Annotated in this window: 12 protein-coding genes; 4 read left to right on the top strand and 8 right to left on the bottom strand. The window is 47.6% G+C overall.

What is annotated here, in order from left to right:
* Positions 1-127: 127 nt before the first annotated feature.
* Positions 128-1,195: a pyruvate dehydrogenase (acetyl-transferring) E1 component subunit alpha gene (gene pdhA / locus B9D94_RS16985; RefSeq protein ID WP_036638211.1), complete on the bottom strand. Its 1,068-nt coding sequence runs from the start codon at positions 1,193-1,195 to the stop codon at positions 128-130.
* Positions 1,196-1,451: 256 nt separating this feature from the next.
* Between pdhA and B9D94_RS16990 the strand changes: the two genes are divergently transcribed.
* Positions 1,452-2,180, top strand: coding sequence for an alpha/beta hydrolase (locus tag B9D94_RS16990; RefSeq protein ID WP_006209700.1), 729 nt, complete (start codon positions 1,452-1,454; stop codon positions 2,178-2,180).
* 158 nt (positions 2,181-2,338) lie between these two features.
* On the opposite strand, the gene B9D94_RS16995 is transcribed toward B9D94_RS16990, so the two are convergent.
* The gene (locus tag B9D94_RS16995) at positions 2,339-2,803 is read right to left on the bottom strand and encodes a low molecular weight protein-tyrosine-phosphatase (RefSeq protein WP_036638049.1); all 465 of its coding nucleotides are present in this window, start codon (positions 2,801-2,803) and stop codon (positions 2,339-2,341) included.
* A gap of 80 nt (positions 2,804-2,883) precedes the next feature.
* Positions 2,884-3,531: a trimeric intracellular cation channel family protein gene (locus B9D94_RS17000; protein ID WP_036638209.1), complete on the bottom strand. Its 648-nt coding sequence runs from the start codon at positions 3,529-3,531 to the stop codon at positions 2,884-2,886.
* 138 nt (positions 3,532-3,669) lie between these two features.
* Here B9D94_RS17000 and B9D94_RS17005 point away from each other — a divergent pair, with 138 nt between their 5' ends.
* Together B9D94_RS17005 and B9D94_RS17010 are read left to right on the top strand one after the other, a co-directional pair.
* Entirely contained in the window at positions 3,670-4,314 is a 645-nt protein-coding gene (locus B9D94_RS17005) for a thiamine diphosphokinase (RefSeq protein ID WP_036638046.1), read from the top strand.
* A gap of 265 nt (positions 4,315-4,579) precedes the next feature.
* Entirely contained in the window at positions 4,580-5,074 is a 495-nt protein-coding gene (locus B9D94_RS17010; protein WP_148247566.1) for a C40 family peptidase, read from the top strand.
* A gap of 40 nt (positions 5,075-5,114) precedes the next feature.
* Here the strand turns inward: B9D94_RS17010 and B9D94_RS17015 are convergent, their stop codons facing one another.
* Entirely contained in the window at positions 5,115-5,834 is a 720-nt protein-coding gene (locus B9D94_RS17015) for a response regulator transcription factor (RefSeq protein WP_148247567.1), read from the bottom strand.
* A gap of 373 nt (positions 5,835-6,207) precedes the next feature.
* On the opposite strand from B9D94_RS17015, the gene B9D94_RS17020 reads away from it, so the two are divergent.
* Entirely contained in the window at positions 6,208-9,558 is a 3,351-nt protein-coding gene (locus B9D94_RS17020) for a discoidin domain-containing protein (RefSeq protein WP_148247568.1), read from the top strand.
* Between the two features lie 100 nt (positions 9,559-9,658).
* Here the strand turns inward: B9D94_RS17020 and B9D94_RS17025 are convergent, their stop codons facing one another.
* The 4 genes from B9D94_RS17025 to B9D94_RS17045 all read right to left on the bottom strand — a co-directional run bounded on the left by B9D94_RS17025 (position 9,659) and on the right by B9D94_RS17045 (position 14,519).
* Positions 9,659-10,789: a ThiF family adenylyltransferase gene (locus tag B9D94_RS17025; protein ID WP_148247569.1), complete on the bottom strand. Its 1,131-nt coding sequence runs from the start codon at positions 10,787-10,789 to the stop codon at positions 9,659-9,661.
* A 523-nt stretch (positions 10,790-11,312) separates the two neighbouring features.
* A complete protein-coding gene (locus B9D94_RS17035) occupies positions 11,313-12,866 on the bottom strand; it encodes an ABC-F family ATP-binding cassette domain-containing protein (protein WP_006209691.1) in 1,554 nt (517 codons plus the stop codon).
* 122 nt (positions 12,867-12,988) lie between these two features.
* Positions 12,989-13,978 (bottom strand): hypothetical protein, encoded by a 990-nt coding sequence (locus B9D94_RS17040; protein WP_148247570.1) that lies wholly within the window; start codon positions 13,976-13,978, stop codon positions 12,989-12,991.
* Complete coding sequence (locus B9D94_RS17045; RefSeq protein ID WP_148247571.1) at positions 13,965-14,519, bottom strand: hypothetical protein; 555 nt, start codon at positions 14,517-14,519, stop codon at positions 13,965-13,967. The genes B9D94_RS17040 and B9D94_RS17045 overlap by 14 nt, the downstream gene beginning before the upstream one ends.
* Positions 14,520-14,524 lie beyond the last annotated feature (5 nt).

Here is a 14,524-nt window from a genome sequence, read left to right on the forward strand (position 1 = left end):
ACTTCCATTGTTAAGCCTTAAAGCGGCTAAATATATATCGAAACGTTATATAAAGACCTGCTGCACCCATGACAAAACCGGATGATTATCCCAGGATCAACCTATGACAATCATCGGTCCGTCATTTTTATTGAAAATCAGCTTTTTGCTCTTCAAGATGCTTAGGTGTTTGTTCGAACATGCTGTCGATCAAACCAGGTACTGTCATTTTTTCCGTTTGTTCTGCTTTTTTGATTTGCTCGTTGACTTTCGCTTTCGCTTCGTCTTTTACGCGAGCTGTATCTTCTTCAGTCCACAGACCTTTTTGCTCAAGGTATTTCGCAAGGCGTGCGATTGGATCCTTCTCGTTCCACTCGCCTTCCTCTTCCTTCGTACGATATTTGGAAGCATCATCAGACAGGGAATGCGGACGGAAACGGTAAGTTACCGCTTCGATCAGAGTTGCACCTTCGCCGTTGCGACCACGCTCTGCAGCATCGCGAACCGCCTTGATGACTGCCAGAACGTCCATACCGTCGACCTTCACGCCTTTGATACCAGCTGCAACTGCTTTATGAGCGATAGACAATGCTGCCGTCTGCTTGGAGAACGGAGTTGTAATCGCGTAGCCGTTGTTTTGCACAAAGAAGATAACAGGCAATTTATACACGCCTGCATAGTTCAATCCTTCGTAGAAGTCGCCTTCCGAAGATCCGCCGTCACCGGTGTACGTGATAACGACTTGCTTCTGCTTTTTCAATTTATAACCCATAGCAATACCCATTGCGTGCAGAATTTGAGCACCAATGATAATCTGAGGCATTAATACGTTAACGCCCTCTGGAATTTGTCCGCCATGCTGATGTCCACGGGAATACAAGAAAGCTTGATAAAGCGGAAGTCCATGCCATACGATTTGCGGCATATCGCGGTAGCCTGGGCATACGAAGTCGTCTTTCTCAAGCGCGAACTCACTACCAACCATTGTTGCTTCTTGACCGGATACAGGTGCATAGAAACCGAGACGTCCTTGACGGCCGAGATTCACGGCGCGGTCGTCCCAAGTACGGGTAAATACCATACGGTACATAATTTCTTTCAGCTGATCGTCTGACAATTCAGGCAGAAGATCTTTGTTTACGATTTTGCCATCCGGGGAAAGTACAGATAGAGTATCTACTTCCTCGGTATATACTTCATAAGGAACCTTGGTCATTTTTTTCACCTCAATAAATATTTGAATATCAAGTTCCGCTGTTATAGAATTATTATACACCTGTTTCACTCCATTCGTCAAAGAAATGCGGGATAAAATTTCAGATTTCTTGACTTTTGTATGTATAACAGTTAATTGATAATACTATAACAGTATGACAAACATCATAGAACAGCAGACAACATAGACATATCAGGGTAATTTTAACTTATTGTTTACTGCATTTCAAAAACTAACCCGAAAAAGGTGACGAATGATGACGAATGAACGTTTATTGAAGCGAACCATCGTTAAAGAAGTAATACAAAGCAAGTTTCTGCAGGAAAATCGGACACTGCGCATCTATCTTCCTCCCGGTTACAATGAAATTCTCAGCTATCCCGTTGTTTATTGTCAGGATGGAGAGGAATTTTTCAATTTCGGCCGCATCGCGACATGGGCGAACCAGCTCATTCTCGAAGAGGGCGTCGAGCCGTTCATCATTGTAGGCGTGGAAGTGAACACGAAAGTTCGCACAGAAGAGTATGCACCGTTCGGAAATCGATTCGACGCTTACCTTTCCTGCTTCGCCGAAGAGATTATTCCCTTCATTGAACAAAATTATCCTGTTCGCAGAGAGCCTTCCGAGCGTGTGCTCGCTGGCGATTCCCTGGGCGGAAGTGTCTCCGTGCATCTGGCCCTGCGTTACCCTCAGCTTTTTACAAGAATCATCAGCTTGTCCGGTGCCTTCTATGAGAAGTCCCAGGATATGATTCGGGAGGAAGCGGATTTGTCCTGGCTCGACATCTATATGATTGTAGGCTTGCAAGAGGACAACTATACAACCGATACAGGTGTCTATAATTTTGTTGAATTGAACCGTTCAACCAAGGCTCTGCTGGAGGAACGGGGTGCCCGGATATCTTATCTCGAGAAAGACGGGCGTCACCTTTGGGGCTTCTGGCAAAAAGAGCTTCCTGCTGCGCTTATGTACTTCCTGGGTTAATTCGAGTCGAGCACGACTGGCAAAAAAAGATGAACAATCGCGCATTTTTTATGGAATGTGCATTGTTCATCTTTTATTTTCAGCAGTCCGTTCTCTTGGTATCGCTTTCAATTGCTTTCGTCAAAAAAGCGGCTGACTCACCGCTTGTTCGAATAAGATTATAGCTTTTCTTCAATGATTTTGTCCAGTAAGATGTCACACCCGGCATCAATGAGCCGATACACTTCCTCAAAATTTCCGGTGAAATACGGATCAGGCACCTCGCGCAGCTTTTCATTCGGAAGCAAATCCATAAACTTCAGAATCGCAGCGTCGTTGCCCCCGGATAGTTTGCGCATATTCGACACGTTGGAATCATCCATGCCGATTACATAATCGAAGTTCGCGAGATCCTGGCTGACCACTTTACGCGCAACCATTCCTTCATAGCTGATACGCCAGCTGTCCAGCAGCTTTCTGGTTCCTTCGTGAGGAACGCTGCCGATATGCCAGTCACCTGTTCCTGCTGAATCCACGCTTACCTGATCCTGCAGCCCCCGCTGCACAATCTTATGACGCAGCACCGCTTCAGCCATAGGCGAGCGGCAGATATTGCCCAAACATACAAACAAGACGGATACCATAGTTCCCCTCTCCTTTACGATATAAAAATCGTCCTTCGCGTGTCTTCTCTACCCACGAATAACGTTTGTTTGCATCTCCATTAACCCGAGCTTACTTCTTTTCCGCTGGGTGCCTGACCTATTCCACGGTGAAGCGACCTTCTCGGCAATCTCCATTTATAAAGCACCGATAGCATCCGGAACAGGATGACAACTGCAAATAGTGTGAGCAGCTGCCAAGTCTTGGTTGCGATGCCGAGACCGATGGCAACACCTGCAGCCATGGCCCAGACAGCATAGATCTCATCGCGCAGCACTAGCGGTTTGCGGCCTGCCAGAAGATCGCGGACCATCCCGCCGCCACTGCCTGTCAGGACGGCTGCCACGATTACTGCACTAAGAGGGTGATTCATCTCTGTGGCATATAAGGCCCCCTGAATCGCAAAGGCAGATAAACCGATCGCATCGAACAAGGCCTCCGTTTTCTTCCAGTGCTGAATCAAACCAAGCGGCAGCACAAACGCTACGAATACCGATATCATTGCCAGTACGATTAAATCCCCCTGACCCCACAGGGTGGTTACCGGCACGCCAATCAGTACATTCCTTATTATACCCCCGCCGAAGGCTGTGACTAAACCAAGCACCACAACCCCCAGAATATCGTATTCTTCTTCCATTGCTACAAAAGCTCCGGACATGGCAAACGCAATGGTGCCAATGATGCTGAATACGTCAAACACATGCATGTCCAAAATTCAGTTCCCCCGCTCCCCCGTCAATTTTACATATTACATTGTAGCCGTGCCTATGAAAATTGTGCAAGCATGAAAACTGCTCTATACTAGAGTTCAATGGCAATTCTCTCAAAAAAGGAGGAATTTACTATGAAGCATACCCGCGTCCTGATCTTTACAGGTGGGGAGTTGTCACCACGGTTTCTGGAAGAGATCCAGAACGGAGACTTCATTATAGGGGCAGACCGGGGAGCCCTTTACCTGATTGAGCATGGCATTCGACCCAACCTGTCTGTGGGGGATTTCGACTCCATTCCGCCAGAGCAGATGGAACGCGTAAGGTCCATGAGCGAGAAAGTGGTTGACTGTGACCCGATTGATAAAAATCTGACCGATACCGAGCTTGCCTTTGACCTGGCACTGGATAAATCCCCCGAATCCATATTGATTCTTGGGGCAACAGGCTCGCGCCTGGATCATACGCTCGCTAACATCCACATGCTGATTCGAGGACTGCAGCATCACATCTCATGTTCTATATTAGATGAGAACAATTTCATCACACTGACAGGCACGAGCTGCATTGTCGAGAACAAGGGGTTTACATATGTCTCCCTGCTGCCGCTCACAACGGAAGTGACAGGCATCCATCTTGAGGGGTTTGAGTATCCTCTCCATGATGCCACATTACGATTGGGACAATCCTTAGGGGTCAGCAATAAGCTGGCCGAAGATAAGGGAACGGTCCGGATTGAGGGCGGTTTGCTGCTCATCATTCAGAGTAAGGATGGCTAATCGTTACTTTTTTGTAATCTTTAATCGATAATTGTTAACAACTTAAATCGACGTTAGAAACCCTTGTGTATCAAGGGTTTTTATTCGTTTCGGAACTATTACATGGAACTATTTCTTAATATTTTGTAACTTTTAATGATATTTTAATAATTCGCTTTCATTTCATGTGTCCCAACGCTTTGCGCCAAATATCCAAAATATAGACGGTTTCAAATCTGATATACTCGGTTCATCGCAAAAACAAAACTGCTTGGAGGTATACAACATGAATCGACAGAATTGGATTAAGAAGGCCGTAGTAATCAGCTTGAGCGCTACATTGGGAGCAGGGGCAGTCCTTACGGTTGCACCGCCAGCTCCTGTAGAAGCCGCATCAGTAAGCAAAGGAACTCAAGTCGTTAACTTTGGTAAACAATATATGGGGACACCTTATAAATTCGGAGCATCCACGTCCACTACAAGTGTCTTTGACTGCTCATCCTTCATGAAACATATTTTCAAGAAATACGGAGTAAACCTTCCACGTACATCAGCTGCCCAATCCAAAGTTGGCATAGCGGTATCAAAATCTAACCTGAAAGCAGGCGATTTGGTATTTTTCTCAAGCGGAAGCCGTGCCAATGGTAGCAACGTAACTCACGTTGCTGTCTACATGGGTAATAACAAAATTCTGCACACCTACGGCAAACCGGGTGTAACAATCTCCAGCCTGACAGGCAACTGGAGCAAAACGTACCTGAAAGCTCGTCGCGTACTGTAGTTTAATACTATCTATCAGAATAATGAAGACCGTCTTCCACTCAAGGAAGACGGTCTTTTGTGTTTGCATCGATCTCATCCTGGGATAAGAGTTTATATCCGATTCCCCGAATGGTGCGCAGCAGTTTAGGCCTGCGTCCTTTATCGATTTTTTCTCTTAAATGAAGAATATAGACATCGACCACATTGGTCCCCGTATGAAAATCATAATCCCACACTTCTCTTAATATGTCCTCTCGCGTACAAACCTGACCCTGCCTTCTCGCCAAGAACAGCAGCAGATCATATTCACGATGAGTAAGTGCAAGCGTTTCATTCTCCCGGGTGACATTTCGGCATAAAGGGTCAATGGCTAGATCTCCGATGCGAATGATCTCATCCTGCTCCTTGCGACCTGTCTGAAAGAGTCTCAACAGATTGGAAATCCGCGCCAACAATTCCCTGGTGTCCCATTCATTCGGAATATAGTCGTGGGCACCAGACTCCAGCGCTTGAATAGCTTCATCAGAACCATCATTCCCAATGACGATAATAGGAATCTGCTCCCCTCTGCCTGTCAGCCGTTGCACAAGGTTAAAATGACTCATTCCCGGCAGCTTGCTATCCATGATCAGCAAGTCAGCGTTTGTGCGCTGTAACGCTGCGATCACCTCGGAGTAATTTAAAGCATGTGTCACCTTATAACCTGCTTGTCCGAGTTTCTCCATGAGCTGTTGAACCCGCTCTTGATTATCCGCCGCAATCAAAATAACTTTCCCCACGGGTTCTCCCCCGCTTTCAACACTTAATATTGTAAGTATGTCTATTTGTTCCTGCTTTCAGTCCTGTTTCAAATTTTTAACAGCTGTAACCAAAATCGTCTCTCAATCACCCTTATTTATCCAATTCATGCTGGGATCACCTACAATTTCCGTAGAATTACATCTTATCTTCTCATTGGATCTATTTTTATAATGGGATATATGAACACGAAAGGGGGGGGCTTCTAACGAATCGCGCATATTGTTCGGAGGTGTAAGTCTCATCCGGTAATCAAGTCTGAAAAAGGGCATTTTCTTGAAATCGTTTTCATTCTTTTCAGCGAACCGCACGCCTTCGTCGGGTATCAATCATTTATGAAGGAGGAAAAATAACATGCGCAACAAACACGTCGCATGGCCCCTTGTTGTAACCATGCTAATATCCATTTTGTTTACGACTGCCGGGCCTGCCGTTCCCGTTTCGGCCGCAGGTGAAACCAACCTGTCACTGGGCAAACCTGTAACAGCAAGCGGTCAGTCCCAAACCTACAGCCCAAGTAACGTCAACGACGGCAATCAGGGCACATACTGGGAAAGCACGAATCAAGCGTTCCCGCAATGGATTCAAGTCGATCTCGGCGCCAATACGAGTATTGACCGGATCGTGCTAAAACTCCCCTCCAATTGGGAATCACGGAGCCAAACCCTGTCTGTGCAAGGGAGCGTGAACGGTTCAACGTTCACGAGTATTGTAGATTCGGCGGACTATGAGTTCAGCCCATCCGGGACAGGAAACGCGGTCACCCTCCATTTTGACGAGACAAACACCCGCTATGTCCGACTGAACGTTACAGGGAACACGACTTGGCCGGCTGCGCAGCTGTCCGAATTCGAAATTTACGGATCTGCCGACTCTCCGTCAACTCCTCCAACGGGAGACAATATCTCGATTGGCAAACCTGTAACCGCCTCTTCAAGCACATTCACGTATGTAGCATCCAATGCAAACGACAACGACATCCATACATACTGGGAAGGCGGAAGCAATCCAAGTTCTTTAACACTCGATCTGGGATCGGACCACGAGATTACCTCGATCGTATTAAAGCTAAACCCGTCGGCGGAGTGGGGAACTCGCACCCAAACCATTCAAGTGTTAGGGCATAACCAAGGTTCAACTAACTTCAGTAATCTGGTCTCGGCACAAGCTTATACGTTTAATCCGGCTTCCGGCAACTTGGTAACCATACCGGTCACAGCAACTGCGAAACGTCTGCAGTTAAACATTACGTCCAATTCCGGGGCACCGGCCGGACAGATTGCAGAATTCGAAGTATACGGCAAGCCCGGACAGAATCCGGATCTAACCATAACCGGTTTGTCCTGGACTCCTTCCTCACCGCTTGAGAATGATCAAATTACGTTACAGGCCATCGTGAAAAACATCGGCGGCGTTGAAGCTCCGCCTACAACCGTCAATTTCTACCTGAACAGCACGTTGGCTGGCACTTCTCCGGTAGGAGCGCTTGCAGCAGGAGCTTCCACCACGGTTTCGCTGCAGGCCGGTACCTATGCCGCTGCCTCCTATTCGCTCCGAGCAAAGGTCGATGAAAATAATCAAATCATCGAACAAAATAAAGAGAATAACAGCTATTTGCATTCCTCCCCACTGGTCATCGCACCTGTGGAAAGTTCCGATTTGGTAGGTACGGTACAATGGACTCCAACTACACCCGCTGCAGGTAATGCTGTAGCTTTTACCGTTAACCTTAAAAACCAAGGGAACAAAGCTTCTGCAAGCGGCTCCCATGCCATCTCAGTCGCGCTGAAGAATCCTGCAGGATCAACGATCCAAACCTTAAATGGAGCCTATAATGGCACACTTGCTGCCGGTGCATCCACTAGCGTCACTATTCCAGGGACCTGGACAGCGGCAAATGGCAGCTACACAGTAACCACAACTGTCGCAGCAGATGCGAATGAAGCACCGGTCAAACGAGAGAATAACGTCAGTCAGGCCAATCTGTCCGTTTATTCATCCCGCGGCGCAAGCATGCCGTATACCCGTTACGATACGGATGATGCCGCCCAAGGTGGCGGTGCCATTCTAAAGACAGCTCCGACATTCGATCAAGCACTGACAGCCTCGGAAGCTTCTGGCCAAAGCTACGTAGCTCTTCCCTCTAACGGCTCCAGCCTGGAGTGGACCGTCAGACAAGGCGAAGGTGGCGCTGGCGTAACCATGAGATATACGATGCCGGACTCGTCGAACGGCATGGGATTGAACGGCTCGCTTGACGTTTATGTAAATGGAGCCAAGAAAAAAACCATTCCGTTGTCTTCCTATTATAGCTGGCAGTATTTCTCCAGTGATCATCCTGAGGATGCACCGGGTGGCGGGCGTCCCCTCTTCCGATTTGATGAAGTACACTGGAAAATGGATACTCCGCTCCAGCCAGGGGACAAGATCCGTATTCAGAAATCCAATGCCGATAACCTGGAATATGGTGTCGACTTCATCGAAATTGAGCCGGTTCCTGCAGCTATCGCCCGACCAGCCAATTCGGTATCGGTAACAGACCTCGGCGCTGTAGCGAACGACGGCAACGATGACCTTCAAGCGTTTGAAGCCGCGGTTCAAGCTGCTGCTTCATCGGGCAAAACCTTATACATTCCGGAAGGAACATTCCATTTGGGCAACATGTGGAAGGTAGGATCCGTTGGCAACATGATCAATGATATCAAGATTATGGGCGCTGGCATCTGGCATACAAACATCCAATTCACCAATCCGAATGCAGCGTCAGGCGGAATATCGCTTCGTGTCACAGGACAGCTGGATTTCAGCCATATTTACCTGAATTCAAATCTGAGGTCGCGTTATAATCAAAATGCCGTCTACAAAGGATTTATGGATAACTTCGGCACGAATTCCAAAATTCATAATGTGTGGGTAGAGCATTTTGAATGCGGCTTCTGGGTAGGGGATTATGCGCATACTCCGGCGATAATCGCGGATGGACTGATCATTGAGAACAGCCGTGTCCGTAATAATCTCGCGGATGGCGTCAATTTTGCTCAAGGAACAAGCAACTCAACCGTACGTAACAGCAGTATTCGAAATAACGGGGACGACGGACTTGCCGTGTGGACGAGTAACGTGAACGGCGCGCCTGCCGGCGTCAACAATACGTTCTCCTACAACACCATCGAAAACAACTGGCGTGCGGCAGCCATCGCATTTTTTGGAGGAAGCGGCCATAAGGCTACTCACAACCTGATTGTTGACACGGTTGGCGGCTCCGGCATTCGAATGAACACCGTGTTCCCTGGATACCATTTTCAGAACAATACGGGCATTCTGTTCTCCGACACCACCATTATAGGCAGTGGAACCAGTAAAGATCTGTATAACGGGGAGCGTGGTGCAATCGATCTGGAAGCATCGAATAATCCGATCCGAAATGTCACGTTTACCAACATCGATATACGGAACACCCAACGCAGCGCTGTGCAGTTTGGTTATGGTGGAGGCTTCCAGAACATCGTATTTAACCATATCAATATCGACGGCACAGGACTTGATGGAATCACAACTTCACGGTTCTCCACCCCGCATCCGGGTGCGGCGATCTACACTTATACAGGGAATGGATCTGCGACGTTCAACAATCTCACCACACGAAACATCGCTCATCCTAATCTGTACTTCATTCAGAACGGTTTTAATCTGATCCTGCAATAAAATGCAGCAAGAGGAGGTGCCGTGAATAAGGCGCCTCCTCTTGTTTAGTTTCTACACCCATACTGTATTTTACATTTCTACACCCATGCAATTTTCGTCATTATCCACCGACGTATTTATGATAAAGCGTTCTGGCTCTGGCTAAATCCGATGTCCCATGGACCAGCGTTCTGCCGTCCCCGAATATAACGAGACGATGGGGATCTACCTGATAGATGATCATGTACGGAGTTACGGTGGCTTTTCCTTGCTGAAGCCGGTTCAATCGATCGGCTACTTCGTGAAGGTCCAGCTGTAATGGTCTGGCAGGTCGGATCTGTACCGTATCTCTCCCGCATAACACTTCGCTTTTGTCCACATTCGCTGAGGTCAGGTATGGATAATCAGGATGCTCTCCACACGTTGGACAATCTGATTTCTTGGCACGGTCCAAGCCAAATTCCACCCGCTCATTGCGCCACAGGTCAAATGACAGCATCTTTTTTCTAAGGGCATTCCTTTGCCCTGACAACAGTTTCATCGCTTCCATCGTTTGATGGGCAGCTACGATCTGTACCGCTTGGGGGAGTATGCCGTTTATATCGCAGGTGTCCCCGCCTAAAGGAATGGTTCCGAGCAGACAGTTCAGGCAAGGGGTTTCTCCCGGCAGAAAAGTGTAACTCATTCCTGAACTTCCCACGCACCCTCCATAAATCCACGGGATCCCTAACTTAAATCCGATATCATTCACGATCAGCCGGGTTTCAAAATTGTCCGTGGCGTCCATTATCAAATCTGCGCCTTGGCAGAGGATCGACAATTCTTGGGCACGAACATCCATCACGATGCCATCAATGATACCATCCGAATTAATCTCAGTTAGCCGCTTAGCCGCTGCTATTGCCTTCGGGAGCCGGTCGATTGCATCCTGTTCAGTGAACAGCTGCTGACGCTGCAGATTACTCCACTCCACGTAATCTCGGTCGACGATGGTTACGTGCCCAACTCCTGCGCGAACCAGAGTCTCCGCCACGGCACTCCCCAGCGCACCCGCCCCAAGGACAAGCACATGACTGCTTGCAAGCCGCTGCTGTCCTTCGCTTCCAAAGGGTGCAAATCGCTCTTGACGGGAATAACGGTGCTCACGTTCTATCGAAGATGCATCGCTTCGGCCCGAGACCTGCGCAGCTGTTGCATCAGAATTCTGTTTGTTATTTATCGGTCCCTCACGCTTATCACTGAATCCAGACATGACCTTTCCTCCTGATGATCTATTTCTGCATACAAATACCCGTCCCCCATGAGGATGGGCAGCCTCATCGTATCTTAATATAACTTGGTATTCAGCGCCTTCTCCAGCATACTAGCGATGACGCAGAATCCAGGCAGCACTCCGTGCTCTCCAAGCCATTCCCCATAAAAGACCTTGCGCCTCCCGCGTTATCTGCTGCTCTATCGCTTCTTCGGCTGTTTCCCTGACAACGACGTCAATTATCCTATCCAACAAAGCCGGTCTACGGGATCGTTCTACACCTTATACGTCAACCAATAGACGGAGCTGACGGGCACGGATTTGGGCACTTGGTAAACCTACCCTCTCGGCTACGTCATCATTTTAGCATATCACAAATGTACATGGATTAAGAACACTTTAGAACCCTGAAAAGGCACAGAGGTTGCCACCGATACCAAGAAGGACGAGCTGCAGTCAGCTCGTCCTTCTATAGGTAACCCCTTATTCAGTGCAATTCGATGAATGATACATCCCGCTGCTCTTAAGAATTCTGAGTAGACCAATCCTCTACGTTCCAGATCTTGGTCACCCAGTCCTCATAAAATTCAGGCTCGTGAGAAACCAGCAGGATAGTGCCTTTGTATTCCTTCAATGCACGCTTCAGTTCCTCTTTAGCTACAACATCAAGATGGTTTGTCGGTTCATCAAACAAAATCCAGTTGCTCTCACGCATCAGGAGTTTGCACAGGCGAACCTTCGCTTGTTCACCACCGCTAAGTGCCTTCAATGGTCGGGTAATGTGCTCATTCTTAAGCCCGCACCGGGCGAGCGCAGCACGAACCTCATGCTGGTTCAAGTGTGAGAATTCGTTCCATACATCATCAATCGGCGTAATATTGCCCGCACGAACTTCCTGCTCGAAATAAGCAGGCACCAGGAAATCGCCTTGATACGTCTTGCCGGAGAGTGCTGGGATTTTTCCTAATATCGTCTTGAGCAGCGTCGATTTACCTACACCATTACAGCCGACGATCGCAATTTTCTCTCCGCGTTCAATGGTTATGCTCATTTTGGGAAGCAAAGGTCTGTCGTATCCAATTTCAAAGTCCACGCCCTCAAACACCGTTTTGCCGCTGGCACGGGATTCCTTAAAATTAAACACAGGTTTAGCCGCTTCCTCTGGGCGGTCGATCCGCTCTATGCGATCCAACTGCTTCTCCCGACTCTTTGCACGACCGGAAGTGGAATAGCGGGCTTTATTCCGCTGAATGAAATCTTCCTGCTTCTTGATAAACTCCTGCTGTTTCTCGTAGGCATCGATATGCTGGTTCTTATTGATATCGGCCATTTCCAGAAACTTCTCATAGTTAGCTGTATAGCGAGTTAATTTCGCAAATTCCAGATGATAGATCACATCGACCACCTGGTTCATAAATTCGGTATCATGGGAAATCAACATGAACGCATAAGGGTACTGCTTCAGATATTGGGTGAGCCAGTCGATATGCTCTACATCCAAATAGTTGGTAGGCTCGTCCAATAACAATACGTTGGGCTTTTCCAATAGAAGCTTGGCAAGCAATACCTTCGTACGCTGCCCCCCACTCAGTGTAGCAACATCCCGGTCGAGGCCAATCACGGATAACCCAAGTCCGTTCGCCATCTCTTCAACCTTAACATCCAGCATATAAAAATCACCGATGTCCAGCTGCTCCTGAATCTCACCCATTTGCTCAAGCAAAAGCTCAAGCTCCTCTGGAGAGGCATCACTCATTTTATTGGTGATTTCCATCATTTCTGTTTCCAGCTGCAGCAGGGGCAAGAAAGCATCCTTCAGCACATCGCGAACGGTTTTCCCAGGTGTCAGCTTGGTGTGCTGATCCAGATATCCATAACGCACTTTCGGTGTCCACTCTACCTTGCCGCTATCTTTTAACAGCTGGCCAGTCAAAATATTCATTAGTGTTGATTTGCCTACACCATTTGCTCCAACCAGACCAACATGTTCTCCGGCGAGCAAACGAAAGGATACATTTTTAAATAGAGTACGATCCCCGAAATTGTGTGATACGTTCTCTACAGTCAATAAACTCATGGCTATAGTAACTCCTGTCTGTATAAAATGAACTTATTTCATGTTAATTTAGTGGATTGTACACAGTCAAGAGTTTATTGTATCACATCCATGAGTCCAGCCGAAACTACAACTTTCAGGGATTACATAACACCGGGATTATAGCAGCTTTTCTCTTGATATCCAGCAGCGGCTGCTTCCTTGGCATTGGGAAACACTTCTTCTACACGATAATTGTATTGACAGGCATCTCGATAATAGTATTTCAGCCCTCTGCTATCTATACCCCCGAAATAGACAGGGGCTTTAACCAGTCTCCCACCCCCAAGCGCATAATTATTGTAGTACTGATCGCCTACGGGAATGCCTTGGATAAACGCCATAATACCGATATCGTCAATCGTGTTCACCCAATCCTCCCGGGATATCAAAGGAAGCGTGAATGTATACGATATACCATTCCGCAGAGCGATCTGATTATGTCTTTGGATGTAATAAGCAAGTTGATCTTGAATCGTGTTCATAATGGTAATCCGACGAACTTGCTCAAACATATCCTCATCATCCAGCAACGCTACACCGGTTTCACCGATCAAGTCCTTCCGAAACCCAGACTGCCAGCGATTAGGCCCGGACTCAAATACATGAACAAAAGAATCCAAGGTAAATCGGATGCTGTTTCCGGTATCATCGGTCCAAGCGTAAGGGATTTTCGGTGTCCATCTATGCTGCATGATCTCTTCGCCATGTTCACTCGAATAGGTCTGCGAAACATACAGATAATACCCGTCATAATCGAGGACAACCATCGCTGGAATGTACCACCAGAGTGCAGCCTGTGCAGCTGTATCTTCCGCAATCCCCATATTGACATATAATGTCCGGGCGAAGGAATCCAGCGCCTTCTCTTTATCGGCCCGCATAAATTTTAAGGAATCATAGGCCGACTCCTTCGCCTGTGTTTCGTTATCATTCAGCATCATTCCGCCATCTTGTACAGCTGTGCGCAGAGCTGCCGTGTATTTCATTTCCACATACCGGACATCCTCCAGGCTTTCAGACCGCATACCCACAATAAGAAACAATGGGAAAAAGATCGCAGTAAATAGGATGGCAAGATCAGTAATCTTCATTAAGAACCAAACCTCCGTAAGGAAAAGCGATAGCTGCCTTCCCGCCTGAATTTGATCCTGTCAATGCATCGAATATCAACAATCCGGGTGTACGATTCAAGCTCCGAACGCTTACCTGGAAGTGATCGCCGGCCGTTAGGCGGTATCTACGGCTGTCATCTTCCTTGGCAACATGCGAATCCGGAAACAGATATCGCATTACATCGTCCTGATAATAGGCATCGTATACAACGGAGTAGCGGTTCAGGAATGTGTCCGGATCTGAAGGATCGCCATATTCGGGATGGTATTTCTTATGATGATGCTCCATCTCCACGCTGTACATGTTCCCGGTGGCTGCCAGCTCTTGCAGGAAATCATTGTACATGATAGGGGTAATATATCCCTTCGTACGAACGCTGTCTACGAACTTGGTAACGGATTGATAGACAACGAGCCGTGACAGGTCATCCTGCCTTCTGGCCATCTCGCCCGCGGGAACTAAATAGAGCAGAAGAAGTGCCAGAAAAGCCGCAAACCATTTCGAAACCGAGTTTGACATTGTTG

Source organism: Paenibacillus sp. Cedars (assembly GCF_003184205.1).
GTDB classification, from domain to species: domain Bacteria; phylum Bacillota; class Bacilli; order Paenibacillales; family Paenibacillaceae; genus Paenibacillus_AQ; species Paenibacillus_AQ glucanolyticus.

Coding starts and splice junctions, on each gene's coding strand:
- pdhA (WP_036638211.1), bottom strand. CDS start 1,195: ATGACCAAGGTTCCTTATGAAGTATATACCGAGGAAGTAGATACTCTA.
- B9D94_RS16990 (WP_006209700.1), top strand. CDS start 1,452: ATGACGAATGAACGTTTATTGAAGCGAACCATCGTTAAAGAAGTAATA.
- B9D94_RS16995 (WP_036638049.1), bottom strand. CDS start 2,803: ATGGTATCCGTCTTGTTTGTATGTTTGGGCAATATCTGCCGCTCGCCT.
- B9D94_RS17000 (WP_036638209.1), bottom strand. CDS start 3,531: ATGCATGTGTTTGACGTATTCAGCATCATTGGCACCATTGCGTTTGCC.
- B9D94_RS17005 (WP_036638046.1), top strand. CDS start 3,670: ATGAAGCATACCCGCGTCCTGATCTTTACAGGTGGGGAGTTGTCACCA.
- B9D94_RS17010 (WP_148247566.1), top strand. CDS start 4,580: ATGAATCGACAGAATTGGATTAAGAAGGCCGTAGTAATCAGCTTGAGC.
- B9D94_RS17020 (WP_148247568.1), top strand. CDS start 6,208: ATGCGCAACAAACACGTCGCATGGCCCCTTGTTGTAACCATGCTAATA.
- B9D94_RS17025 (WP_148247569.1), bottom strand. CDS start 10,789: ATGTCTGGATTCAGTGATAAGCGTGAGGGACCGATAAATAACAAACAG.
- B9D94_RS17035 (WP_006209691.1), bottom strand. CDS start 12,866: ATGAGTTTATTGACTGTAGAGAACGTATCACACAATTTCGGGGATCGT.
- B9D94_RS17040 (WP_148247570.1), bottom strand. CDS start 13,978: ATGAAGATTACTGATCTTGCCATCCTATTTACTGCGATCTTTTTCCCA.
- B9D94_RS17045 (WP_148247571.1), bottom strand. CDS start 14,519: ATGTCAAACTCGGTTTCGAAATGGTTTGCGGCTTTTCTGGCACTTCTT.